This window comes from Chryseobacterium indoltheticum (assembly GCF_003815915.1).
Lineage (GTDB): Bacteria > Bacteroidota > Bacteroidia > Flavobacteriales > Weeksellaceae > Chryseobacterium > Chryseobacterium indoltheticum.
Window position 1 is genome coordinate 1,844,796 of sequence record NZ_CP033929.1, and the last position, 23,560, is coordinate 1,868,355.

A 23,560-nucleotide genomic window follows, 5' to 3' on the forward strand; every position below is an offset into this window, starting at 1 on the left:
TTAATCCTGACCATTCATTGGCAGAATCATTCCGTTTTGATCATATTTCAGTTCTCTTACTTTCAAACTTCTAAGGTAACTTTTACCACCAGAATTTTTGGAATCGTGATAAAAAAGATACCATGTTTTGTTGATCTCAACGATGCTGTGATGGGTTGTCCAGCCTACAACGGGTGTCAGAATTTCTCCTTTAAAAGTAAATGGGCCATAAGGGTTATCTCCAATTGCATAAACCAGTTTGTGTGTTTCTCCGGTAGAGTAGGAAAGGTAATATTTGTTGTTGTACTGATGAATCCAAACACCTTCAAAAAAACGTCTGTGCTGATCTCCGGATTTTAGTTGATCTCCGTTTTCATCGACAATTAAAACATCTTTCGGTTCTTCAGCCAATTCTTTCATATTGCTTTTGAGCAAAGCAATTTTTGGCAATAAAGCATTTTCGCCTTTTTGCAACTCAGGATAATCTTTAGAACGTTTGTTGTTTCTGTATTCCTGAAGTTGACCGCCCTTTACCCCTCCAAAATAAATATAATAAGTACCGTTATCATTCAAAACCGTAGGATCAATGCTGTATGTTCCTGAAATAGGATCTTTTTCAGCTTTAAATGGTCCTGTCGGAGATTTGCTGGAAGCTACGCCAATTTTAAACAAATCATTTTTATCCTTCGCAGGAAAATAAAGGTAATATTTGTTTCCTTTTTTGGCAACATCTGGCGCCCAAAGCTGTTGTTTTGCCCACTGAATATCTTCAAGCTGTAAAGCAATGCCACTATCTTTTGCTTTTTGGTTTACGTCATTCAAAGTGAGAACATGGTAATCTTTCATATTAAAATGAGCACCATTGGCAGCATCTTTCACATCAGTCTGAATGTCGTGAGAAGGATAAATATAAATTTTTCCATCAAAAACATGAACGGAAGGATCTGCAAAATACAAATCGTCAAACAAATATCTCGGACTTTCTTGGGCGTAAACGATTGCGCTAAATAATGAAAGTATCAATAGTTTTCTCATTATATTGAATAATTATTCGGTAAGGTTTACGAAAATAATGAAAATTACTGATCTTAATAATTTTAATATTATGATTCAGAAAAACGTTTAAAATTATTAAAATTAAAAAAGACAGCGAAATAACATCGTTGTCTTGTTTATATTAGTTCATTTCGTAATTGATAATCACCATTCTCAAAATAAAATGCACGAAATCCTGTTCTGCATCTCTTCTGCTGATCAGTCGGTTCTTATAATCGTAAGATTTGAAAACTTTTATTAATCTCTGATAGGTTTCAAGCTCTTCATCTTTAATTCTAATTTTTACGTGCCCGTCTTTTCTTTTGATAATTTGGTCATCCAGAGTTCTTACTCTGAATAAAACATCGCATAATATTGGTTTTACTCCACCATATCTCTCCACAATATTTACTTTGAACGCATCAAAAGTAATTGCATGGAAGATTAGTTTAGGTTGAGAATCAGGTGTGCGCAGTTCAAGCTTGTAGTTCATGAGGAGTTTTTTACAATATCCTTTTTAAGGAATATATCAAATTAAAAATTGATGTAAATTTAAAAATAAAAGAGACTTTAAAAAGCCTCTTTTTAAGTTTTTTTTAGTTGAATAGATCTTTTACTTTATCAAAGAAGGTTTTTTCCTTCCCGGAAGGCTCGGCAACCATTTCGCCGCTGCTCATCTGCTTCTCGAAAAAGTCTTTTTGATCTTTCGTAAGTCTTTGTGGAGTCCATACATTGATGTGAATAAACATATCACCTTTTCCATAACTGTCGATACTTGGTAAACCTTTTCCGGCTAATCTTAAAATTTTTCCGGATTGTGTTCCAGGATCAACGGTGATTTTTACTTTTCCGCCAACGGTAGGAATCTCTTTTTTCGTTCCCAAAGCAGCTTCGGCAAAAGAAACATACAATTCCTGATGTAGATTATCACCTTCTCTTTTGATTGTATTGTCTACTTCTTCTTCCACAATTACCAAAAGGTCACCGGGAATACCGCCAAATGGTGCGTCATTTCCTTTTCCTCTTACATTTAGCTGAATGCCGTCTCTGGCACCTGCAGGAATGTTGATGGTAATTTCTTCTTCATCTTTTATTAAACCTTGTGCATTGGCACCTGCAGGAATTTTATCGGCAACTTTACCGATTCCCTGACAAGTTCCACAAGTGGTCTGTGTTTGCATTTGTCCGAACATTGTGTTCATCACCTTCATCTGAACTCCGGCACCGTTACATGTAGGACAAGTTTTTGAAGTGGCTCCTTCTGCCATCTTCATTTTTTTTACTTTAAGAGTTTTTTGGGTTCCGTTTACCATCTCTTCAAGATTCAGCTTGATTCTGATTCTTAAATTAGAACCTTTCACCTGTTGACGGCCGCCACCGCCACCGCCAAATCCTCCGAAACCGCCGCCGCCAAAAATATCTCCAAACTGGCTGAAGATATCTTCCATGTTCATGCCTCCACCGAAGCCACCGCCGCCAAAACCACCTGCACCGCCTACTCCGGCGTGTCCGTATTGGTCGTAGCGAGCTTTTTTATTATCATCGCTTAAAACTTCGTAAGCTTCTGCAGCTTCTTTAAATTTTTCTTCAGCTTCTTTATCGCCCGGATTTTTATCGGGGTGATATTTGATTGCCATTTTTCGGTATGCTTTCTTTATTTCGTCGGTACTTGCAGATTTGCTTACCTCAAGAACCTCGTAATAATCTCTTTTTGACATGATATAGTATAATTGATGATTGATAAATGATAACTGATCTGAAATTCTAAGTGAAAATTCAATCAATTATCACTCATCATTTATCATTAATAAATTTTTAGTTTCCTGTTACAACTTTTGCAAAACGAATCACTTTATCTCCCAGCGTATATCCTGTTTCGATAACATCTACAATTTTACCTTTCAGGTCTTCAGAAGGTGCAGGAATTTGTGTAATTGCTTCGTGGAAATCTACGTTGAAGTTGTCTCCCGCTCTTACTTCCATTATTTTTAAACCTTTTTCGGTCAGTTTATTTTTAAACTTGTTGTAAATCAGTTCAACACCTTGAAGATCGGCCTCATTTCCGTTTTTAGCAATTTCTTTTAGCGCTCTTTCAAAATCATCTAAAACACCAAGCATAGAAACCATCATTTCCTGATTGGCGTAGGTGAAAAAATCCATCTTCTCCTTTGATGTTCTTTTTTTATAGTTTTCAAACTCAGCATACAGTCTTATGTAACGATCTTTTTCTGCTGCCAAAAGTTCTTCTGGAGTAGGCATTTCTGTCACATTTTCTTCAACCGTTTCTTCAGTCTGCGTAATGTTTTCTTCCTGATTATTGATATTTTCTTCGTTGATATCCTGATTTTCCATATTTCAATAACTTTTTACAAGGTTGTTTCACAAACATTCTGCCAAAGAAAAAATAATGACATTTAGGCAGAATTTAGGTAGTAGTTGTTTGTTAATAGTTGATAGTTGAGACTTTTCTACATATTGTTTTAGTTATAATGGTGATGCATGAATTTCCCTCCTCTGGAAGAATGGTTATTTAGTTTCAAATTTTTTATAGTATAATTTGTTCAAAGAATCATATGATCTAAGCCAAGTTTAATAGCAGAAACTCACGTAGATATTTCTAAGGATGACAAAACTTGTATTTCTGATAGAACTTGAAATGGAAGACTGAAATCTTAGCCCCGATGTTCTATGTTACTATGCAAATTATTCAGGTTAAAATTTTAAAGTTTTTTTGATAATCTGGTTGATAATTGATTTTATTTTTTACCACTCCAAAACATATTCTCAGTAGCTTGTTACATACTGCAATTAAAGCTAATTTTTTAGGTTTCCCCTGAGAAAGAAGTCTTTCATAAAACTCTTTACATTGTTTGTTATGCTTAATTGCCGTCCACGAACAAACATATAACAAGCCCCTGATATGATTCTTTGAGGTTCTGCATTTTCCCGGGGAATATGATTTCTTTCCCGATTGATAAATACGGGGTGCCAAGCCAAAATATTTAGATAATGATTTTGCTGAATTAAAGTTTTTAAATCCTGAAGTAGCCGTCATCAGTTGAAGAGATGTCTTTTCACCAATGCCAGATACACTTTGTAGTAATGCTTTTGTTTCCTTAAACTCTTCATCCTGGAGCCCAGGGAGACGGCTTATAACTTCTTTAATCTCTTTTTCTAATTGTTGTAATCTTCTTTCATAATGTTTTTCTGTGTTTGGATTAATCTGAGCATTATAGCGAAGAGATTTTAACTTCACTCCATATCTCCTTTTTTCTTCCTCCAAATCATTGAGAAGCTTTAGTTCCTGATCAAGATGTTCAATATCAACACTTTTAGAAGTATAAATATCAGGTTTAAACATCTCTCCGTAAAGCCTGATCAGCTTGGCATCTTCAGCATCTGTCTTGCTGATGATGTTTTTCATCCTTGCAAAATGCTTAACAGACATACAGTTTATCAGACTTGATTCAAAGCCCTGAACTAAGGATAAATGTAAAATACGACTGCTGTAATTTCCTGTGGCCTCAATGACAAAACAATAATCTTCTATCCGCAGTTTCTTTAGAAATGACAAAATAGAGCGCTGGGTATTTTCTATATTAAAAACCTGATCTCTGTTTTCAAAATCATTAAAGCTTACTGTTAAAAACTTCGCTCCGACATCTACTCCAATTACTTTTTTTGATATTTTTGACATACAAAATTCTTTTTTAAAGAAGTTTTCTTCTGATCCACCATGGTAAAAGTTATGGCTAAACAACGTTCTATCCGGATTTGGAAGAAAACAGCAGCAGGGGAATAAAATCGGGGACGATATCTAAGTATCAGTGAAGCGTCTGCCTTTATCCTGCTGCTTTTATCTTTAGGTTAATTTTTTAACTAATTTATTAAAGTACATTTACTAATGCAAACTTACCATTGAAGCAATTGTTTGAGCTCGTTTTTTTGATCTTGTGTGCGGCGGCAAAGCCACACACAAGATCAAAAAAACAGCGAGTGCGGAAAGCGGGAATTGCTTCAAAAGAAATCTAAGAAAGCCAAACAGTTCATGAAAAAAAGCAATTATTCCCCGAAAAATGTTTGATAGAGAAGGTAAAGATTAAGAATAATGATGACGATAGAAATAATCCAGACGCAAATTTTTAAGAATGGTTTGTTGACAAATTCGCCCATTTTTGCTTTATCATTGGTGAAAATTACCAAAGGAACTACCGCAAAACTCAGCTGCATCGACAAGATAACCTGACTTAAAACCAAAAGATCTGTCGTTCCCTGTTCTCCATAGATAATGGCCACAATTAATGCAGGAATTACTGCAATCAATCGGGTTATTAATCTTCTTAACCACGGTTTTAGTCTGATATTTAGGAATCCCTCCATTACAATTTGTCCGGCAAGAGTTCCCGTTAAAGTAGAGTTTTGTCCGGAAGCTAAAAGAGCAATTGCAAAGGCGATACTCGCCATAGAAGCTCCCAAAATAGGCGTCAACATTTTATAAGCATCATGAATATCGGCAATGTGTTCGTTTCCTGTGGTATGGAAAGTCGCAGCAGCTAAAATTAAAATTGCTGCATTAATGAAAAATGCCAATAACAAAGAAACTGTACTGTCTAAAGTCGCATATTTTATGGCTTCTTTTTTCCCTTCTCGGTCTCTGGTATAATCGCGGGTTTGTACAATACTGCTGTGAAGATATAGATTGTGAGGCATTACGGTTGCACCCAGAATTCCTATTCCAATGTATAGCATTGCGGGATTGGTAATGATTTCTTTTTGCGGAATTAATCCTCCTAAAATAGCATTGATTTCGGGTTTAGAAATAATAATTTCATATCCAAAACAAACTAAAATAATAAACATTAATCCTGCGACAATACTTTCTATCCAGCGGAAGCCTTTTGCCTGAAGAAGTAAAATAATTAATACATCAATCGTTGTAATCACAATTCCCCAAGTCAACGGGATTCCAAAAAGCAGGTTTAAAGCAATTGCCGAACCAATAACTTCAGCCAAATCACAGGCTGCGATGGCAATTTCACAAAATATCCAAAGTATAAAGTTCGTAGTCGGTTTGAAATGATCTCTACAAGCCTGCGCTAAATCTCTCTCTGCTACAACGCCTAGTTTTACAGATAAATGCTGCAAAACCATTGCAAATATATTTGAAATAAGAATTACAGAAAGTAGAGTGTAGCCAAATTGTGATCCACCGGCAATATCGGTTGCCCAGTTTCCGGGATCCATATAACCTACTGCAACCATTAATCCCGGACCTGCAAAGGCAAGATATTTCCTCCAAAAACCTGATTTTTTAGGAATGGATATTGAAGAGAATACCTCTGGTAATGAGTGAGATGTTTTATCTTTTCGCCAAGCGTTTTTCATATTGAATTCAGTAATTGTTAGAAATGACTAACAAATTTAATTAAATAAATGAAATGGAAGTAAATTTCTCATGAAAAATCCCGAAAAATATTCTTTCGGGATTCATTTTATATTTTGAAGATCAACTATTTTGCGAATCTTACTGACATTTTTCTGTCGACAGCTCTTTCTTCATTAGAAGCTGAAGCATCAACTTTTGCGAACTCACTTCCGTATCCGTCAGCAGCAATAACCTGTGTTCCTACACCTTGTTTTCCTAACCAATCTTTAATGAAATTAGCTCTCTCTGCAGAAAGTTTTTTGTTGTTAGCCTCATCACCGGTTTTATCTGTATATCCACCGATTTTTATTTTTGCATCGGGATATGCTTTTAAAATCGCTACCAGATTTTGTAACTGTCCTTCAGAACCGGCTTCTAAAGTATTTGAACTTCCAATTGTGAAGTTTACATGGTCAAAATCGTACCATTTGTTTTTTAAGGCATCATCATTTGCCGCATTTTTGTAGCCATCAGATTTTAGAAAAGTAATCATTTGATCTTCCAATCCTCCTCTGTATCCTTTCAATGCCGTTCCATTTAAATCGATATCTTCATCAACTTTGGTTGGGGTCATTGCGGTTGTATCGCCACTTTGTGTCGACATAGTATCATTTACAGTATTTAAACTGTCTCCTGAAACGTTTGTTGTAGTAGTGGTTTCTTTTTTCTCACATTGTTTCCATAAAAAATATCCTGCTGCAATTAAAAGTAATAATGGAAGAAGCCATTTCCAGATAGATCCGCCTTCAGAAGGAGTAGGGTTGTTTGGGAAAGTACCGTTTTCTGCTGTACTTCTTGTAACTTCTACTTTTGGTTCTTCGTGTGGAGTCGGTGCGATAGCGTCTTTGTCGTTATCAAACTTATAGCCTTTTGCCCAGTCACCCACATTTAATGATGCTAATGAAAGTCCGGCTGGTAAAAGTGTAGAGACGACTCCTTTCTGATCATTTAATAATGATGAAATTCCGGATTTATCAAGATTATTTTCTGCAGCATATTTTCCTACAGAGCCTACCGTTGCTCCCGTTACTAAGTTTAATAACGAAGACGAAGAATTGTTGCTAATTCCTGCGTATGTAGCAATGGTATTGATAATTCCGCTGAGTTTATCACCAAAAATTGATGTTAGTAATCCCGAAATCATAGAATTGTTAGATGATGTATCTAATGAATTCCCCAAAACACCTTGCGAAGAAGCATTAGAAATAGAATCCAATACAGAAGGATTATCAGAATTGTTGGCTAATCCGCCTACAATGACCGGAAGTAAACCAGAAACGGCTTTCGAAATTCCGGCTTCACTTTCTCCAAGTTGCGATGCAGCCTGAGAAACAAGTGCAGAACCTAGCTGCCCTTTGATGAGATCAATGATGTTTAATGACATATTAAATAATTTTGAAATTAATGTTAGATAAATTTAAACAAAAATCTGTCCAAATATTAAGTTTCAAAAAAAATCTGCAAAAATTCTTAAAATTCTTGCAGATTTAATAATGATTATGGTAAATTTTAGTAAGCTTTCGCAAATAAAACTCTTCTTTTTGATGGTTTTCCTGAAAGTAAGGAAACTCCTTCTTCAATGTCATCATCCATAGGAATACATCTGATGGTTGCTTTGGTTTCTTCTTTGATCTGCTCTTCTTCTTCAGCAGTTCCGTCCCAATGTGCATAGATAAATCCAGGTTTTTCCTCTAAAACTTTTTTAAATTCATCATAAGAATCTACTTTCGTGATATTGTCTTTTCTAAATTCAAAAGCTTTAGTGTACATATCCTTTTGAATGGTCTTCAACAAATCTTCGATATAAGAGTCAAGACCTTCCAATGGGCGTGTTTCTTTCGTAAGATTATCTCTTCTTGCAATTTCTACAGATTTGTTTTCTAAATCTCTTGGTCCCATTGCAATTCTTAAAGGAACACCTTTCAATTCATATTCAGCGAATTTCCATCCCGGTTTGTTTTGAGTGTCATTATCAAATTTTACTGAAATTCCTTTCAGTTTTAATTTATTCTGAATTTCCAATGCTACCTCACTGATTTGATTTAATTGCTCTTCTCCCTTGAAAATAGGAACAATAACCACCTGAATCGGAGCTAAAGTAGGAGGAAGTACTAAACCGAAATCATCAGAGTGCGTCATAATCAAAGCACCCATTAAACGTGTAGAAGTTCCCCAAGAAGTTGCCCAAGCGTGTTCTATTTTACCTTCTTTGTTGGTGAATTTTACGTCAAATGCCTTTGCAAAGTTCTGTCCAAGAAAGTGAGATGTTCCAGCCTGAAGAGCTTTTCCATCCTGCATTAATGCTTCTATACAGTAGGTTTCATCAGCACCTGCAAATCTCTCTGAAGGTGTTTTTAAACCTTGTACAACCGGCATTGCCATAAAGTTTTCTGCAAAATCTGCATATACTTTATTCATTTTTTCGGCTTCTTCTACTGCTTCATCTTTCGTAGCATGAGCGGTATGACCTTCTTGCCACAAAAATTCTGAAGTTCTTAAAAATAAACGGGTTCTCATTTCCCAACGTACAACATTTGCCCACTGATTGATAAGAATTGGTAAATCTCTGTATGACTGAATCCAGCCTTTATAAGTATTCCAGATGATTGCTTCAGAAGTTGGTCTTACAATAAGTTCTTCTTCTAATTTGGCTTCCGGATCAACAATTAGTTTTCCGGGATTATCTGGGTCATTTTTTAGTCTGTAATGAGTTACAACTGCACACTCTTTGGCAAAACCTTCAGCGTTTTTTTCTTCAGCTTCAAACAGGCTTTTGGGCACAAATAGGGGGAAGTAAGCATTAACGTGACCTGTTTCTTTGAACTTTTTGTCCATCTCGTCACGCATTTTTTCCCAGATTGCATATCCGTATGGTTTTATAACCATAGAGCCTCTTACGCCTGAGTTTTCTGCCAAATCAGCTTTCACAACCAATTCATTATACCATTTGCTGTAATCTTCGCTTCTTGAAGTTAATTTTGCCATTAATTTTTTTTTAATATTTTAACTTTTCTAAAATTATGTAATCTAAAAATAAAAATCTATTTTTGATAGATTTTTGTTACCAATAAGTTGGTATATTTTTGGTACAGAATGCAAATATAATTTAAATTAAAAATTTTTACATTATCATGAAAAGAAATATACATAAAAATTTACTTGGAATGCTAAAATCAAAAGGTATTTTGGCAGTTGCAGGTGGATTGTTGTTAATGTCTTGTGGTGCACAGATGGGTGGGTATAGCGAGACTGATGGGGTGTATTACGACCCAAATAAAGATACGTTGCCGGAAGGTGTCATCATCAATGGTAATGAAGGAAACAGAGTAGGAGAATATTATGATTATTATCAGGATGATTCTAATCTGGTTCAAAACGCGCAAATAAATGCTGCTCAACAAGATAACCGCTACAGCAACTGGAGTAATTCTGATTGGAACAGTAATGCTACCGATTCTGATTGGGGAATGTTCGCAGGTAACGAAACCAACTACTACGATAATTCGTGGGGAATGATGGGTTGGGGCTCACCTTGGGGCTGGGGCGGAGGCTTCGGTTCTTATTGGGGTTCTGGCTGGGGCATGGGAATGTCTTTCGGTTGGGGTAACTCTTGGGGCTGGGGAGGCTACAATCCTTATTGGGGAATGGGCTGGAATAATTACTGGGGATACAACCCTTACTGGGGCGGTTACTACGGAATTCCTTATTGGGGATACAATTCATATTGGGGTGGCTATAACAGACTTCCTTACGCAAGAAGCGGAGCAAATGGAAGATTCGGTACTTCTGGATCAGGATCTTACAGAACGAATAATTCTGCTTTAAAAGGTAATTATAATAACGGTTCTGGTTTCAGAAATAATAATTCCGGAATGAGAGCCGGATCGTACAGATCTTCAAATATGAATAATAATGGAGGGTACAGAAGTAACAACGGAGGCTACCGTAATCCGAATAATGGGATGAGACCTAATATGAATAACGGGGTAAGACCTACAAGACCAAATTATAACTACAATCAACAACAATCTCAACCAAGATACAGAAATGAAAGTACCAGACCAAGTGATAATGGAGGTTTCAGATCAGGAGGTTTTAATTCTGGAAGTAGCGGTGGCGGCTTCAGAGGTGGCTCTTCAGGTGGTGGAGGTGGTATGAGATCAGGCGGCGGAGGCGGCGGTTTCAGATCTGGTGGTAGATAATATTAAACTTAATAACTATTAAAAAAAATAATGTTAAAAAAATCTCTAGTATTAATAGGTGTAACTGCAGCATTTTATTTGCAGGCTCAGGATATATCGGTTATAAGAAATTCGATTGATGTTTACTCAAACACTCCAATGACTGGTTCTTCGAAGTTTAATGCAATGGCAGGATCAAACGGAGCTTTGGGTGGTGATGCTACATCATTACTTACTAACCCTGCCGGTCTGGGTGTTGCAATTGCAGGTGATGTTTCGGCTACTTTATCGATTACGGGTAATAAAAATACAAGCACTTTAGCAGGATCTTCAGTTAACTATAATATTACAAAAGGAAATATCGGAAATGCGGGAGGTGTTGCAACTTTTCAATTGATGACAGAATCACCTTGGAAATTTATTAATTTGGGAGCAAGTATTTCTACACAGTCACTTGAAAACTATGTAGAAACTGCAGGTAACACAAATATTTCAATTCCAAAAAATCTTGTTGACGATTCAGGAAATGCTGTAGTTGGTAATCTTGCTTATTTAGGGCATGCTTATAACAGATATGGAACTCAGACCAAATTTAATCTTGGGGTGGGTGCCAATTATAATAACTCTCTATATCTTGGTGCAAGTATTAATATGCATTATGTAGATTTGGAGCAGTATGACAGCGCCAATTTTGGTTTGGATTTAGACAATACAATATATTCATTTGATAAACAATACACGCCGTTTTCTGAAAAATCGAATGGCTTCTCTGCAACTTTGGGGGTAATTGGTAAAATCACCAATCAATTGAGATTAGGGGCTTCAATCGAATCTCCTACTTGGTGGAGTATGGATAGAATCTACTCAGATTATTATACTGGGACTGACGGATTGGTTTATTTTGATAATTTTATAGAAGACAGATCTTTCAGATCGCCTATGAAAGCTACTTTAAGTGGTGCATTTGTTCCTACTAAGAATTTTGCGATTAACGTAGATTATACTTTAGGATTAACGAAACCTAAATATAAAGTTCAGGGTGAAGCAGAAAGTGAATTGAATTCTTTCTTTAGTGATTCTTACAAAAACTTATCAGAAATAAGAGTCGGAGCAGAATACAGAATCAAAGCTTTCAGATTGAGAGGTGGTTATTCTTACGCTTCAAGTCCTTTTGATGCAATGACGATCAGTTCGTTTTCAAACAATGGAGTAGCGGGAGATAATAATTACAGCGACTTGATTTTAGGAGCAAGAAACACGATTGGTGCAGGTTTAGGATATGACTTCGGTAAATTCTATGTTGATGCAGCGTATCAGAACATCAGTTCAAAATACAAAAATCCTTTCTTAAGCGGAAATGAAAGTTATGGAACAGGATATTATTCAGGAGACTTTGATGTAGCATCACCAAGCTCAGTAGTTTCAGACGTTAAGAATATTAGAAATAATTTCTTTTTAACTGTTGGTTGGAAATTCTAAAATACTATTTCTAAAATATAAAAAAGGCTTCGGGAAAAATTTCTCGAAGCCTTTTTATTTATCTTAAAATTAAATTTAATGATGATGTCCTACATGAGAATGATCATGAAATAAATGCATCATTAAAGCTAACGAAACTCCCAAAATGACCAAGCCAATTTTAGACCAATCAATATTGTGATTTTTATTACTTTCAAATATAATAACAGAAGAAATATGCAGAAAGATTCCACCTACAATGGCTAAGAAGTAAGGTTGCCAATCTGGATTGAAATAATTACCCAGAAGCATTCCGAATGGTGAAGCTAAAGCAAATAAAGCAACAATTAATATCGATGGATAAGATATTTTTGAATTTGTTCTGTTAAATAAAAATGCTCCCAAAATAAACGAAATAGGCAAGTTATGAAACAAAATCCCCAACAAATAAGGTGAAAATGGATTCGTTTCATTCGCTAAAGGAATTCCTTCAATAAAAGCATGAATAAAAAGCCCGACCATTAATGCCATCGGCAGAATATTGCTTTCTCCGTGATGGTGAAAATGTCCGTGCTCAAAACCTTTAGTCAAAGCTTCAAGAATCATCTGTAACAAAACTCCGCCAATGACGAAGATCCCAAGATTACCAATATCTGAAGTGTAAACCTGAGGAAAAACTTCATTTAAACAAATGGTAATTAAAAACCCGGCACTTAAAATCAATAAATTTTTGGAAAATTTTTCTTTTTGTCCAAAATACTTACCGAGTAAAACTCCGGCAACGACACTTAATATAAGGAGAATGAAAATCATATTAATTAAAAAGGGGTGATAAGCAATATAAAACAATAATTAGATTCACAATTGTAATGATGAGGTGTATCTTAAAATTAGTCCTATTTTTAAATAGAAATATTTTGAGAAAAATTAAAAATATTCCAAGAATTAGTAATAAACTAGAGATAACAAATGGCAATGGAGGAGTATGGCTATGAAAATATCCGAATTTAATTCCACTAAATATTGAAATTATTGTTAATATCGCAAATAATATATTAGTCACCATTCCAATTGCAATTTTTTAAATTATCGGTTTATTTTTTCTTAAATAAATTGATGCAACGTGGCGAAATATCTTTATTGAAATCATTCAATTGATAATCTCCCCAGATTTTAACGCTTTCAAAACCGCTTTCTTCAGCGTAGTTTTTAATGGTTTCTAAAGTATGAAGCTTTACTTTTTCAAAAAAGTGATGAGATTTTCCGTCTGCTTCAAATCTTATGTTTTTTATGATATGTCGGTCTTCGATTTTTTTAGAAATTTTAAAATCAATTCCTTCTCTGCTGATAATTGTTTCAGGAACCAAATTTTTTCGAACGAACTCTTCATTCAGATAATCCAAAACAAAATAGCCGTCTTTTTTCAAAACATTGCAAACCGATTTAAAGACTTTTTTATCATCCTCTTCATTATCAAAATATCCGAAACTTGTAAAAAGATTAAAAACCGCATCTACAGGATCGTAATCAATAGGATTTCGCATATCGTGAACATCAAAAATCAATGTTTGGTTCTCAAACTGTCTATTATGCTCAATACTTTGACGGGAAAGATCGAGTCCTAATACATCATACCCTAATTTATTAAGAAAAACCGAGTGTCTTCCCTTTCCACAAGCGAGATCAATGATTTTTGCTGATTGAGAAAGCTCTAATTCTGAAGTAAGCTTTGTAATAAAATTTTCAGCTTCTGTGTAATCTCTGTTGCTGTATAATAAGTGATAATAAGGGGTATCAAACCACGATTCAAACCATTCCATGATGCAAAAATAGTGTTTTTGGTTGATGGTACATCGTTGTTGGTTGATGGTTTTTATAAGATAGAGCGATTTCTATCAACTATAAACTGACAACCAACAACTAAAATCACTATTTTTGCAAAATGGATACAGAAAATCTAAAAATTCAGATAAAAACTTTCTTCGGGTTAGAGCCAATTCTTGCTGAGGAAGTTAAAAAATTAGGCGGAAAAAATGTAGAACTTAAAAACCGTGCAGTAAACTGTGAGGGAGATTTGGGTTTTTTATATAAAATCAATTATTCTGCAAGAACAGCATTGAAAGTTCTTGTTCCGATTGACGAATTTAAGGCGTATAACGAAACAAAATATTACGATAAACTTTTCAAATTTGAATGGGACGAATTCATGGATGTCGATCAGACATTTGCCATCGATTCTACGGTAAACTCAGAAAGATTCAGTCATTCTCAGTTTATGACCTTCAAAATGAAAGATGCCATCGTAGATTATTTCCAAAATAAATACGGGAAAAGACCGAGTATTGAAACAAAATCTCCGGATATCAAATTTCACTTGCATATTGACAGAGAATTGGTGACGATTTCGTTAGACTCTTCCGGTGATGCTTTGTTTAAAAGAGGATACAGAAAAGAGCAGGGCGAAGCGCCAATAAATGAGGTTCTGGCAAGTGGAATGCTGCAATTGGCAGGTTGGGACGGAAAAGGAAACTTTCTGGATCCTATGTGTGGCTCGGGAACACTTCTTATTGAAGCTGCAATGATTGCTTTGGATCTTCCGGCACAGACTTTCAGAAGAAGATTCGGCTTTCAGAACTGGAAAAATTATGATTCCGATTTATTTTCAAAAATAAAAGAAGTAAGAATCAATCGTGTGAGAGAATTCACCGGTAAAATCGTAGGTTACGATATCGATGGAAGAATGTTGAATGCCGCAGAAGCCAACATAGAATCTGCAGAAATGGAAGATATTATCGAAGTAAGAAGAGAAAATTTCTTTGATACCAAGAAAGATTTATTCCCATTGCTGATGGTTTTCAATCCGCCTTACGATGAGAGAATTTCTATTAATGATGACGATTTTTACAAGAAAATAGGAGATACTTTCAAAACAAATTATCCAAATACTTTGGCCTGGCTGATTTCTTCAGACTTAGAAGCGGTAAAGAAAATCGGTCTGCGACCTTCAAGAAAAATAAAACTTTTCAACGGAAAACTGGAAACCAGATTTTTACAGTATGAAATGTATGAAGGAACGAAAAAAGTTCATAAATTAGAAAACAAAGAAGAATAAAAAATGTCTTTTCATATTTTTGATGGTTTAGATTTTCTTGCAGATTTACTGAGTTTGGATTTTTCTTCAAAATCAGAATCAGTGAATTCTAAAAAGAATAAGAATTCTAAAAAATCAAAATATACAACAGCATTGTGGAGTGGAGGCTTTCTTTTGATCGCTTCCATTCTTTATTTTATTGTTTTCAAAGATCCTTTACCGGAAGAGAATTTCGTACAAACTTTATTGATTTGCATTCTCATCGGTTTTCTTATATCATTTGTCTTGTTTTTCTCGCTTTATCAGCTCGGGATTTTTTATTTTAAGAGTCTCTTAAAATTTATTTTCTTTAGCGGTTCGGTGATTTTACTGCTGATTTCTTTTGTACTGTTCATGTATTACAAATCAGGGATTTTCTTTTAGAAATACTTTTCATTTCGTTTAATCATGTGTACTTAGATAGAAAGTATCCGTCAACATCAGAAATCCCTCTGTTTGGTTCAAAATGTTATCTATCGGTCTATAAATGTAAACTGTACATACCAGAATGCAATCTGAACGGTTCGTAAAGCTATCTGCTTCATGCTAAATATGAATTGTATACCTCACAATATGCTCTTTCAATAACAAAATACCATTTGTCTGCTTAGGAAAACTGCCTTTCCGTATATTTTTAAGATGAAACAGTTAAATTTCTTCTTTTTTCTGCCAAGGAAACTTGCCTTCTACCTCAACCTGAATAGAGATGCTCAAAAAAGTACGAATGAGAACGATTAATCCCAAAGCTAAAAGTCGATCAATTGTAGGTTCAGTAACCACAGTAGCGATAATATCTCCTGCAACAAGAATCTCAAGACCCAATAAAATTGCTTTTCCCAATTCCTGTTTCAATATTTTGTAAGATCTCGGATTGGTACCCTGAATAGAAAATATAAATTTGACCAAAGCGATTACGGCTCCGGCGAAAATGGTAAGCACTCCGATGATTTCAATGATTCTGGCAACATAATCTATATAAATTTTAGCTTCTTCCATAACAGTCTACACTTTTTAAGAGAAAATTAAGATAGCAATTTTATTTAATTAAACGGTTGTGGATTTTACAAGTACCATCGCAATTTATACTTAAAGAAATTGTATTTCTTTAAAATGAAATTGTTTACCTTAAAAAATATTATTTACTTAAAAACATTGTCTCTCACTGCGATTAAAACTAATTTATATTTTTGACTAACAATTCAATTCTACATTTGCAAGCTGAAGTACAAATGGTTATTTTTGAGAACGATTTTCTAAACAATATTACGACCCACAATTTGAAACCTACTATCTCCATCGTTGTTGCTATTTTTAACCGAAAAGACGAGCTTTTTGAGCTTCTTAATTCACTCAATTCTCAAACTGATAAAGACTTTGAGGTGATTATCGTTGATGATGGTTCTTTGATTGATCTGAAACCGACAATCCATCAATTTGAAGAAATTTTAAACATAAAATATTTCAAAAAAACTAATTCAGGGCCTGGTTTGTCGAGAAATTACGGTGCAAAAAGAGCTTCAAATGACTGGTTGGTTTTTGTAGACAGTGATGTAATTGTAGAGAAAGATTATATTGAAAATATTAAAAACGATATTCTTACCATTCCTTGTGATGCTTTTGGAGGGGCAGATAAAGCGCATAAAGGTTTTAATCTAATGCAGAAAGCAATTTCGTATTCTATGACTTCCGTTTTTACGACTGGTGGAATTCGGGGAAATAAAAAAGCAGTTTCAAAATTTCAGCCCAGAAGTTTCAATATGGGTGTGAAAAAAGAGGTTTTCGAGAAAGTAGGTGGTTTTTCTGAGATGAGAATCGGTGAAGATCCTGATCTTTCGATGACGCTTTGGGAAAACGGTTTTACGACCGCTTTTTTCGATGATATTGCAGTTTACCATAAACGAAGAGTAGATTTTGGAAAGTTTTCAAAACAGGTGTATCAATTCGGTTGCGCAAGACCGATTCTTAATCAAAGGCATCCTAATTATGTGAAAATTTCTTTTGCATTTCCGACCTTATTTTTATTGGGCTATGTTTTGGGATTTATTGAATATTTTATTCTTGGGAAAGGCTTTGTTTTGTCTCTTTTCGGATTGTACACTTTCATGGTTATAATTCACGCTATGATTGTTACAAAAAATATTGCAATTACAGGAATGGCAGTGATTTCGACTTATATTCAAATGTTTTCTTACGGGTATGGTTTCTTAAAATCATGGATTTTATTAAATGTTCTAAAGATGAAACCTGAGGATGCTTTCCCGAAACATTTTCATAAAAATTAAATTTATTTTTGTTTTTTTAACGCAAAGGTTTATTTATAAAACTCATGATTTTAAGAGGCAAAGGCAAAGGAATTGCTTCGCGAAGCTTGAAAATATGGTTTTGTCAAATCAATAAAAACGAAACGTGAGGATACATTTCCTAAACAGTTTCATAAGTTTAAATTTTTTACGCAAAGGTTTATTTGGATGATGTATGATTTTAAGAGGCAAAGGCAAATGAAGTTGCTTCGCGGAGCTTGAAAATATGCCTTCATCAAATCAATAAAAATGAAACCTGAGGATGCTTTTCCGAAACATTTTCATAAGAATTAAATTTTATTTTTAAGCTTTTTAACGCAAAGATTTATTTATAAAACTTATGATTTTAAGAGGCAAAGGCAAATGAATTTGCTTCGCGAAGCTTGAAAATATGGTTTTGTCAAATCAATAAAAACGAAACGTGAGGATACATTTCCTAAACAGTTTCATAAGAATTAAATTTTATTTTTAAGCTTTTTAACGCAAAGATTTATTTATACAACTCATGATTTTAAGAGGCAAAGGCAAATGAATTGCTTCGCGAAGCTTGAAAATATGGCTTTGTCAAATCAATAAAAACGAAACGTGAGGATACATTTCCTAAAGAGTTTCATCAAGTTTAAATTTTTTACACAAAGTTTTATTTGATGATGTATGGTTTTAAGAGGCAAAGGCAAATGAATTTGCTTCGCGAAGCTTGAAAATATGGTTTCGTTAAATCGACTTGTGGGTGTTTTTTTCTTCTTAAAAGAGATATTCAAAATTTCAAGAAAAATAATAAAAGCTGTCAAATTTTGACAGCTTTTATACAATAATAATTAGAATATGGATGAAATGGTTTCATGGTTTAGAACGCCTGTTTTGAGCATGCATTCTTTCATCTTTTCATAGGTTCGTTCTATATCGTGATCGAGACCGATTGAGAATCTTATTAATCCGTCAGAAATCCCCATCGCTTCACGTTCCTCTTCAGGAATTTCTGATGAAGTTGAGCTTCCCGAGCATGAGAATAATGTTTTGTAAAATCCTAAACTTACCGCTAAATAGCCTAGATTTTCCTGCTGCATCATTTCCATCAGTTCGTTGGCTTTGTCGGTTGTGCCTGCGTCTAAAGTCAGTAATCCCCCAAATCCGTATTCCTCATGCATCATGCTTCTCATCAAATCATGATTCTTATGAGATTTCAAACCGGGATATGAAACTTTTAAACCATCTTCCTCAAATCTTTCAGCCAGAAATAAAGCATTATGACTGTGCTGCTTCATTCTGATGTGCAGGGTTCTTAAATTTTTAAGAATACTAGCCGAACGGAAACTGTCCATTGTAGGACCCAAAAGCATACATGCTCCGTTGTTTACATTTTTGGTGTCATTAATAAATTCCTGACTTGCACAATACACTCCACCAACGGTATCACTGCTTCCGTTGATGAACTTGGTTAAACTGTGAATCACTATATCTGCTCCTAAAAGAGTAGGAGATATGGTAAGTGGAGAAAACGTATTGTCTACAATAAGTTTTAGATTATGTTTTTTACATAGTTCCGAAAGTTTTCTAAGGTCGGCAACTTCCAAAAGAGGGTTGCTCACACTTTCGCAGTAAATGATTTTCGTATTTTGTTGAATCGCATTTTCTATAGATTCAAAATTGTTGATATCTACAAATGACGTTTCAATTTGGAAAGGTGGCAGGAAATTTTTCATGAAAGCATACGTTCCACCGTAAATTGTTCTGCTCGAAATAATATGGTCACCCGACTTACAAACCTGCATCAAAACAGAAGTAATAGCGCCCATTCCTGAAGCGGTAACATTGGCAGCCTCTGTGTTTTCCATTTTTGCCAAGGCTTCAGAAAGGTAAAGATTCATCGGGGATGAATGTCTTGAATATAGATAACAACCTTCCGCATTACCTTCGAAAGTATCAAACATAGTTTTCGCAGAGAGAAAAGTATATGTTGAGCTGTCAGAAATCGAAGGATTTACCCCGCCAAATTCTCCAAAATACTGAAGATCCTGTATTTCATTTGCTGCATTGAATTGACTCATAGTTTTTTGTTTTAAAAATGAATATTTCTGATGTTTATAACAACTAAAATTTAAATATTTAGAAAATAAAACTATTAAATATTGATTTGGTAGAAAATAAGTTGGTTATATTTGCTTTGTTCTTAATTTTAATAAAATATTATCTATGAGTTTTGATGAAACCGATAAAAAATTACTCGAATATGTACAGGAAGATTGCAAACAAACCACCAAAGAACTGTCTTACAAGCTCGGTCTGTCGGTAACTGCCGTTTATGAACGCATTAGAAAACTTGAAAACTCCGGTGTGATTTCCAAATATGTGGCTTTAGTAGATAAGACAAAAGTGGACCGAAAATTTTTGATTTTATGCCACGTAAAACTTACTCAGCACAAAAAAGATTATGTGATGCAGTTTGAAAAAGAGGTGATGAATCTACAGGAAGTCACCGAATGCTTCCATGTAAGTGGCGATTACGATTATATTCTGAAAATCTGCGTAAAAGATATGGATGATTACAGGAATTTTATGCTTTCAAAACTCACGACGTTGCAGCATATTGCAAGTACACACAGCTCTTTTACGATCTCGGAAGTGAAAAATACCACCAAAATCATTTTATAGCATACCATCGAATCTGGTTATTAAGTTTTGGGCAGCTTAGAACTTCGTTCGTAAACTTCGATAAAAGCCTTCGCTTTTTTCTCATTTATGCCTTCCGCTCCCAATCTTTTTTGTTGGTTTCGACAAGCTCAACCAACAAAAAGGATTTCCGCTTGAGTCGGGCTGCAAGGTGGTTTGTATTTTAGAATATAGCTTTAAAATTATACTAAAACACCATTTTTAGAAGTAATTGCATCCGGTAAATCATTATCTCCTGACATTTGTAAAAGGTCGACCTCTATACTCCGGCAAATCGCAAGCATCGGAATATCAAACATCAATCCTTCAAAAGGGTTTTCTGAATAATCACCAACTAGTTCCATAATAATATAGATCCAGCCGATCGTAATACAGAAAGGAATAGACGCCCAGATTCCCCAGTCGCCAAGTTTGGCGAATTCGCTTACCAAACCTAAAGGCAGCAACATTATAAAAATGATATTAAAAACAAATGCGGTACTCGCAAATTGTCGAGGCAACGGGAATTTTTTGATTCTTTCTGCCTGACCCTGTAAAGTGTAAAATTCATTAAGGCAGTCCTGCAGCTGTATTTGGTTAAATTCTGAAATGACTTCCTTGTTTTTCAACTCATTTACATCTTTCGATTGCTGGGCAATAAGATAGGTTGCAAAGTTTTTGTAATGATTCTGCAGCTCTACTTCTTCTTCAGATAAATATTTGTTAAGAAAAATCGGCGTTCTTCCATAATCAGGAAAACCAGCTTTTATCAGTCGGTTTCGTTTGTGATCGATATTTTTGAATTGTTCTTCTTCCACTTTAATATGTTCCCATTCGGCAGGAATCAGCAGCTGCTCCCGAAAAGCATACAGCCAAGCAATGTGGCGGTAAACAATCTTTTTTTTGCGGTCTTCTACATCAAATTTTCCTAAATTTTCTTTATTGGTATCAAAAGCATAGACCATGGATGCAAACGAGCGGCTTGAATTTACAATTCCGCCCCATATTTTCCTGGCTTCCCACAATCTGTCATACGCCTGATTATTTTTAAAACCCACCAAAAAGGCTTCTGCCGTACCAATCAATGCAACCGGAACCCAGGGAATAATCATCCAATCCCAATGAAAAACGTGAAAAAGTACAGCAATCAAAGTACACCAAAAAGCGATTAAAATTAAGTGAAATCCGGACAAGTTAAGAACCTGTTTGTAATTGACGTATTTTGTAGTGATCATTTTAGATATAAAAGTTTGTATAACCAAGTTAACAAAAACTGTACAAAAAAACCTCTAAATTATTTTTAGAGGTTTTAATTTTTAATATTTCAGCATTTCATCTATTTTCTTAGTGAGCTTTTCAGCATTTGGAAGCATTTCTTTTTCCAGAATTAAGTTAATAGGAACTGCAGGTGTATCAAGCGATCCCATTGTTTCTACAGGTGCATCAAGATATTTGAAACAGTTTTTAGAAATACGGTGCGCAAAGGCTTCAGCGAAAGAATTGTTAAGTTGCTCTTCCGTTAAAACGATACATTTTCCGTGTGCTTTTACTCTTTCAAAAACCAATTCTTCATCCAAAGGAATGATGGTTCTCAAGTCAATTACCTCAACTTTTCCACCAAAGTTTTTCACAGCTTCTTTCGCCCAGTAAACTCCCATTCCGTAGGTGATTACAATTACACTATTTCCTTTTTTGATTTGATTTTCATCGGCTTCGATTACGATTTTTCCTTTTCCGAAAGGTAAAATGTAATCTTCTGCAGGTTCAATGGTTTTTGCATCTTCAGTTCCCGGAACTTTACTCCAGTATAAACCTTTATGCTCCAACATTATAACAGGATTCGGATCGTAATAGGCAGCTTTTAATAAACCTTTAAAATCGGCAGCATTACTTGGATAAGCGATTTTAATTCCTTTAATATTCGCCAAAATACTTTCTACACTTCCGCTATGATAAGGTCCGCCACCGCCATATGCTCCGATTGGAACACGGATGATATTGCTTACAGGGAATTTGCCCTGACTTAAATAACTTGATTTTGAGATTTCCGTAATCAACTGATTGATTCCCGGATAAATATAATCTGCAAACTGTACCTCAACGATCGGTTTCAAACCAACTGCGCTCATACCGGTTGTAGAACCGATAATATAAGCTTCCTGAATGGCTGTATTGAAAACTCGTTTGCTTCCGAATTTTTTACCTAAAGTTACCGTCTCACGGAAAACACCACCAATTCTTTCGCCAACATCCTGTCCATAAAGCAATGCTTCAGGATGCTTCCACATAATTTCCTGAATGGCATGAATGGCAGCATCTACCATTACAATTTTTTCTCCACCTTCCGGCTCGCGGGTTCCTACTTCTTCTGTAATGGGAGTGGGAGCGAAAATATGTTGCATCACTGTTTCAGGCTTCGGGTCTTCAGCTTTTTGAGCTCTTTCGAAAGCTTCTTCCGCTTCAAGACGAGCTTTTTTAGTGATTTGTTTTAATAATTCTTCATCAACACCAGATTCCAGCAATTGATTTCTCAGAATTTCTCCCGGATCTTTTGCTCTGTGCTTGGTTAAATCTTCTTCATCTCTATAGAATTCTCTTCTTACTCCGGAAGTATGGTGACCAATCAAAACTGTTTTTGCGCAAACAACCAAAGGTTTTCTTTCAGCTCTTACAAAATCAACAGCCTTTTTCATTACTTCAAAACTTTCAACGAAATTGGTTCCGTCAACACGCATTCTTCCCAAACCTTCAAATCCGGCTACAAAATCATAAGCATCACAAGTTCTTGCTTCTTCTTTGGTAACAGAAATTCCCCATTCATTATCCTGAACCAGGAAAATAATAGGAAGTTGATGCAAAGCTGCAAATTGCAAAGCTTCACTTACTTCACCTTCTGTCACAGAATTGTCTCCCAGACTACAAATAACAACTGGATTATTTTCAAATTCCTGTAAATTAAAATCCTGAATATATTTTATTCCTTGAGCAACTCCCGCAGTAGGAATGGTCTGCATTCCTGTTGCTGAGCTTTGATGAATGATTTTTGGTTTGTCTTCATCTCTGCTTGAAGGGTGAGAATAATAAGATCTGCCTCCTGAAAAAGGATCGTCAGCTTTTGCTAATAACTGCAACATCAATTGGTAAGGCTGAAAACCTATTCCCAAAAGAATACTTTCGTCTCTATAATAAGGAGAAACCCAGTCTTCTTTTTTTAATTGATAAGCGGTTGCCAGCTGAATCGCCTCATGACCTCGTGATGTACTATGAACATATTTGGTAACATTTCTGTTCTCTTCATAAATATCTGCCATGGCTTTTGCAAGCATCATGTGATTGTAAGCTTTAAGCAAAATATCCTTTGAAACTTTCTCGTGAAGTGTATTTTCCATAGGAAGCAAATATA

The 23,560-nt window shown here is 35.1% G+C and carries 20 protein-coding genes; 6 read left to right on the forward strand and 14 right to left on the reverse strand.

The features are described 5' to 3' along the window. From EG358_RS08730 to proS, 8 genes are all read right to left on the reverse strand, one after another. The gene (locus tag EG358_RS08730) at positions 1–1,014 is read right to left on the reverse strand and encodes a glycoside hydrolase family 43 protein (protein ID WP_076561697.1); all 1,014 of its coding nucleotides are present in this window, start codon (positions 1,012–1,014) and stop codon (positions 1–3) included. A gap of 142 nt (positions 1,015–1,156) precedes the next feature. Then, positions 1,157–1,507, reverse strand: coding sequence for a prevent-host-death protein (locus EG358_RS08735; protein ID WP_076561698.1), 351 nt, complete (start codon positions 1,505–1,507; stop codon positions 1,157–1,159). 103 nt (positions 1,508–1,610) lie between these two features. Beyond that, positions 1,611–2,732 carry a molecular chaperone DnaJ gene (gene dnaJ, locus EG358_RS08740; protein ID WP_076561699.1) on the reverse strand — a complete coding sequence of 374 codons (1,122 nt, stop codon included), beginning with the start codon at positions 2,730–2,732 and terminating at the stop codon, positions 1,611–1,613. Positions 2,733–2,829: 97 nt separating this feature from the next. Further along, positions 2,830–3,366: a nucleotide exchange factor GrpE gene (locus EG358_RS08745; protein ID WP_076561700.1), complete on the reverse strand. Its 537-nt coding sequence runs from the start codon at positions 3,364–3,366 to the stop codon at positions 2,830–2,832. A gap of 355 nt (positions 3,367–3,721) precedes the next feature. After that, positions 3,722–4,711 (reverse strand): IS110 family RNA-guided transposase, encoded by a 990-nt coding sequence (locus tag EG358_RS08750; protein WP_076563147.1) that lies wholly within the window; start codon positions 4,709–4,711, stop codon positions 3,722–3,724. A gap of 365 nt (positions 4,712–5,076) precedes the next feature. Further along, positions 5,077–6,399, reverse strand: coding sequence for an Nramp family divalent metal transporter (locus EG358_RS08755; protein ID WP_076563038.1), 1,323 nt, complete (start codon positions 6,397–6,399; stop codon positions 5,077–5,079). Positions 6,400–6,524: 125 nt separating this feature from the next. Next, complete coding sequence (locus EG358_RS08760; RefSeq protein WP_076563041.1) at positions 6,525–7,823, reverse strand: OmpA family protein; 1,299 nt, start codon at positions 7,821–7,823, stop codon at positions 6,525–6,527. Positions 7,824–7,948: 125 nt separating this feature from the next. Further along, positions 7,949–9,424, reverse strand: coding sequence for a proline--tRNA ligase (proS, locus tag EG358_RS08765; RefSeq protein WP_076563043.1), 1,476 nt, complete (start codon positions 9,422–9,424; stop codon positions 7,949–7,951). Between the two features lie 146 nt (positions 9,425–9,570). On the opposite strand from proS, the gene EG358_RS19940 reads away from it, so the two are divergent. Both EG358_RS19940 and EG358_RS08775 read left to right on the forward strand, forming a co-directional pair. Continuing rightward, positions 9,571–10,641: a prolyl-tRNA synthetase gene (locus EG358_RS19940; protein ID WP_076563045.1), complete on the forward strand. Its 1,071-nt coding sequence runs from the start codon at positions 9,571–9,573 to the stop codon at positions 10,639–10,641. Positions 10,642–10,671: 30 nt separating this feature from the next. Further along, positions 10,672–12,099 carry an OmpP1/FadL family transporter gene (locus EG358_RS08775; RefSeq protein WP_076563047.1) on the forward strand — a complete coding sequence of 476 codons (1,428 nt, stop codon included), beginning with the start codon at positions 10,672–10,674 and terminating at the stop codon, positions 12,097–12,099. Between the two features lie 75 nt (positions 12,100–12,174). Here EG358_RS08775 and EG358_RS08780 read toward each other — a convergent pair whose 3' ends face one another. Together EG358_RS08780 and EG358_RS08785 are read right to left on the reverse strand one after the other, a co-directional pair. Further along, complete coding sequence (locus tag EG358_RS08780; protein WP_076563050.1) at positions 12,175–12,891, reverse strand: ZIP family metal transporter; 717 nt, start codon at positions 12,889–12,891, stop codon at positions 12,175–12,177. A 281-nt stretch (positions 12,892–13,172) separates the two neighbouring features. Further along, positions 13,173–13,898 (reverse strand): class I SAM-dependent methyltransferase, encoded by a 726-nt coding sequence (locus EG358_RS08785; protein ID WP_076563053.1) that lies wholly within the window; start codon positions 13,896–13,898, stop codon positions 13,173–13,175. A 122-nt stretch (positions 13,899–14,020) separates the two neighbouring features. Between EG358_RS08785 and EG358_RS08790 the strand changes: the two genes are divergently transcribed. Continuing rightward, the gene (locus EG358_RS08790) at positions 14,021–15,190 is read left to right on the forward strand and encodes a THUMP domain-containing class I SAM-dependent RNA methyltransferase (RefSeq protein ID WP_076563055.1); all 1,170 of its coding nucleotides are present in this window, start codon (positions 14,021–14,023) and stop codon (positions 15,188–15,190) included. 3 nt (positions 15,191–15,193) lie between these two features. Beyond that, a complete protein-coding gene (locus tag EG358_RS08795) occupies positions 15,194–15,592 on the forward strand; it encodes a hypothetical protein (RefSeq protein ID WP_076563057.1) in 399 nt (132 codons plus the stop codon). A gap of 264 nt (positions 15,593–15,856) precedes the next feature. On the opposite strand, the gene EG358_RS08800 is transcribed toward EG358_RS08795, so the two are convergent. Then, positions 15,857–16,204: a DUF1622 domain-containing protein gene (locus EG358_RS08800; RefSeq protein ID WP_076563060.1), complete on the reverse strand. Its 348-nt coding sequence runs from the start codon at positions 16,202–16,204 to the stop codon at positions 15,857–15,859. A 233-nt stretch (positions 16,205–16,437) separates the two neighbouring features. On the opposite strand from EG358_RS08800, the gene EG358_RS08805 reads away from it, so the two are divergent. Then, a complete protein-coding gene (locus tag EG358_RS08805) occupies positions 16,438–17,490 on the forward strand; it encodes a glycosyltransferase (RefSeq protein ID WP_076563063.1) in 1,053 nt (350 codons plus the stop codon). Positions 17,491–18,326: 836 nt separating this feature from the next. Here the strand turns inward: EG358_RS08805 and EG358_RS08810 are convergent. Beyond that, positions 18,327–19,556 (reverse strand): aminotransferase class I/II-fold pyridoxal phosphate-dependent enzyme, encoded by a 1,230-nt coding sequence (locus EG358_RS08810; RefSeq protein ID WP_076563065.1) that lies wholly within the window; start codon positions 19,554–19,556, stop codon positions 18,327–18,329. A gap of 145 nt (positions 19,557–19,701) precedes the next feature. On the opposite strand from EG358_RS08810, the gene EG358_RS08815 reads away from it, so the two are divergent. Next, the gene (locus tag EG358_RS08815; RefSeq protein WP_076563067.1) at positions 19,702–20,160 is read left to right on the forward strand and encodes an Lrp/AsnC family transcriptional regulator; all 459 of its coding nucleotides are present in this window, start codon (positions 19,702–19,704) and stop codon (positions 20,158–20,160) included. Positions 20,161–20,360: 200 nt separating this feature from the next. On the opposite strand, the gene EG358_RS08820 is transcribed toward EG358_RS08815, so the two are convergent. Next, on the reverse strand, positions 20,361–21,392 hold the full coding sequence (locus EG358_RS08820; RefSeq protein ID WP_076563069.1) for a bestrophin family protein: 1,032 nt from the start codon (positions 21,390–21,392) through the stop codon (positions 20,361–20,363). A gap of 81 nt (positions 21,393–21,473) precedes the next feature. Then, on the reverse strand, positions 21,474–23,546 hold the full coding sequence (locus tag EG358_RS08825; RefSeq protein WP_076563071.1) for an alpha-ketoacid dehydrogenase subunit alpha/beta: 2,073 nt from the start codon (positions 23,544–23,546) through the stop codon (positions 21,474–21,476). Positions 23,547–23,560 lie beyond the last annotated feature (14 nt).

What these genes read in the sequence shown, in the direction of transcription:
- EG358_RS08745 (WP_076561700.1), bottom strand. Translation starts at nt 3,366, where the DNA reads ATGGAAAATCAGGATATCAACGAAGAAAATATCAATAATCAGGAAGAA.
- EG358_RS08805 (WP_076563063.1), top strand. Translation starts at nt 16,438, where the DNA reads ATGGTTATTTTTGAGAACGATTTTCTAAACAATATTACGACCCACAAT.
- EG358_RS08820 (WP_076563069.1), bottom strand. Translation starts at nt 21,392, where the DNA reads ATGATCACTACAAAATACGTCAATTACAAACAGGTTCTTAACTTGTCC.
- EG358_RS08775 (WP_076563047.1), top strand. Translation starts at nt 10,672, where the DNA reads ATGTTAAAAAAATCTCTAGTATTAATAGGTGTAACTGCAGCATTTTAT.
- EG358_RS08755 (WP_076563038.1), bottom strand. Translation starts at nt 6,399, where the DNA reads ATGAAAAACGCTTGGCGAAAAGATAAAACATCTCACTCATTACCAGAG.
- EG358_RS08810 (WP_076563065.1), bottom strand. Translation starts at nt 19,556, where the DNA reads ATGAGTCAATTCAATGCAGCAAATGAAATACAGGATCTTCAGTATTTT.
- dnaJ (WP_076561699.1), bottom strand. Translation starts at nt 2,732, where the DNA reads ATGTCAAAAAGAGATTATTACGAGGTTCTTGAGGTAAGCAAATCTGCA.
- EG358_RS19940 (WP_076563045.1), top strand. Translation starts at nt 9,571, where the DNA reads ATGAAAAGAAATATACATAAAAATTTACTTGGAATGCTAAAATCAAAA.
- EG358_RS08790 (WP_076563055.1), top strand. Translation starts at nt 14,021, where the DNA reads ATGGATACAGAAAATCTAAAAATTCAGATAAAAACTTTCTTCGGGTTA.
- EG358_RS08795 (WP_076563057.1), top strand. Translation starts at nt 15,194, where the DNA reads ATGTCTTTTCATATTTTTGATGGTTTAGATTTTCTTGCAGATTTACTG.
- EG358_RS08730 (WP_076561697.1), bottom strand. Translation starts at nt 1,014, where the DNA reads ATGAGAAAACTATTGATACTTTCATTATTTAGCGCAATCGTTTACGCC.
- EG358_RS08785 (WP_076563053.1), bottom strand. Translation starts at nt 13,898, where the DNA reads ATGGAATGGTTTGAATCGTGGTTTGATACCCCTTATTATCACTTATTA.
- EG358_RS08750 (WP_076563147.1), bottom strand. Translation starts at nt 4,711, where the DNA reads ATGTCAAAAATATCAAAAAAAGTAATTGGAGTAGATGTCGGAGCGAAG.
- EG358_RS08780 (WP_076563050.1), bottom strand. Translation starts at nt 12,891, where the DNA reads ATGATTTTCATTCTCCTTATATTAAGTGTCGTTGCCGGAGTTTTACTC.
- EG358_RS08760 (WP_076563041.1), bottom strand. Translation starts at nt 7,823, where the DNA reads ATGTCATTAAACATCATTGATCTCATCAAAGGGCAGCTAGGTTCTGCA.
- proS (WP_076563043.1), bottom strand. Translation starts at nt 9,424, where the DNA reads ATGGCAAAATTAACTTCAAGAAGCGAAGATTACAGCAAATGGTATAAT.
- EG358_RS08815 (WP_076563067.1), top strand. Translation starts at nt 19,702, where the DNA reads ATGAGTTTTGATGAAACCGATAAAAAATTACTCGAATATGTACAGGAA.
- EG358_RS08800 (WP_076563060.1), bottom strand. Translation starts at nt 16,204, where the DNA reads ATGGAAGAAGCTAAAATTTATATAGATTATGTTGCCAGAATCATTGAA.
- EG358_RS08825 (WP_076563071.1), bottom strand. Translation starts at nt 23,546, where the DNA reads ATGGAAAATACACTTCACGAGAAAGTTTCAAAGGATATTTTGCTTAAA.
- EG358_RS08735 (WP_076561698.1), bottom strand. Translation starts at nt 1,507, where the DNA reads ATGAACTACAAGCTTGAACTGCGCACACCTGATTCTCAACCTAAACTA.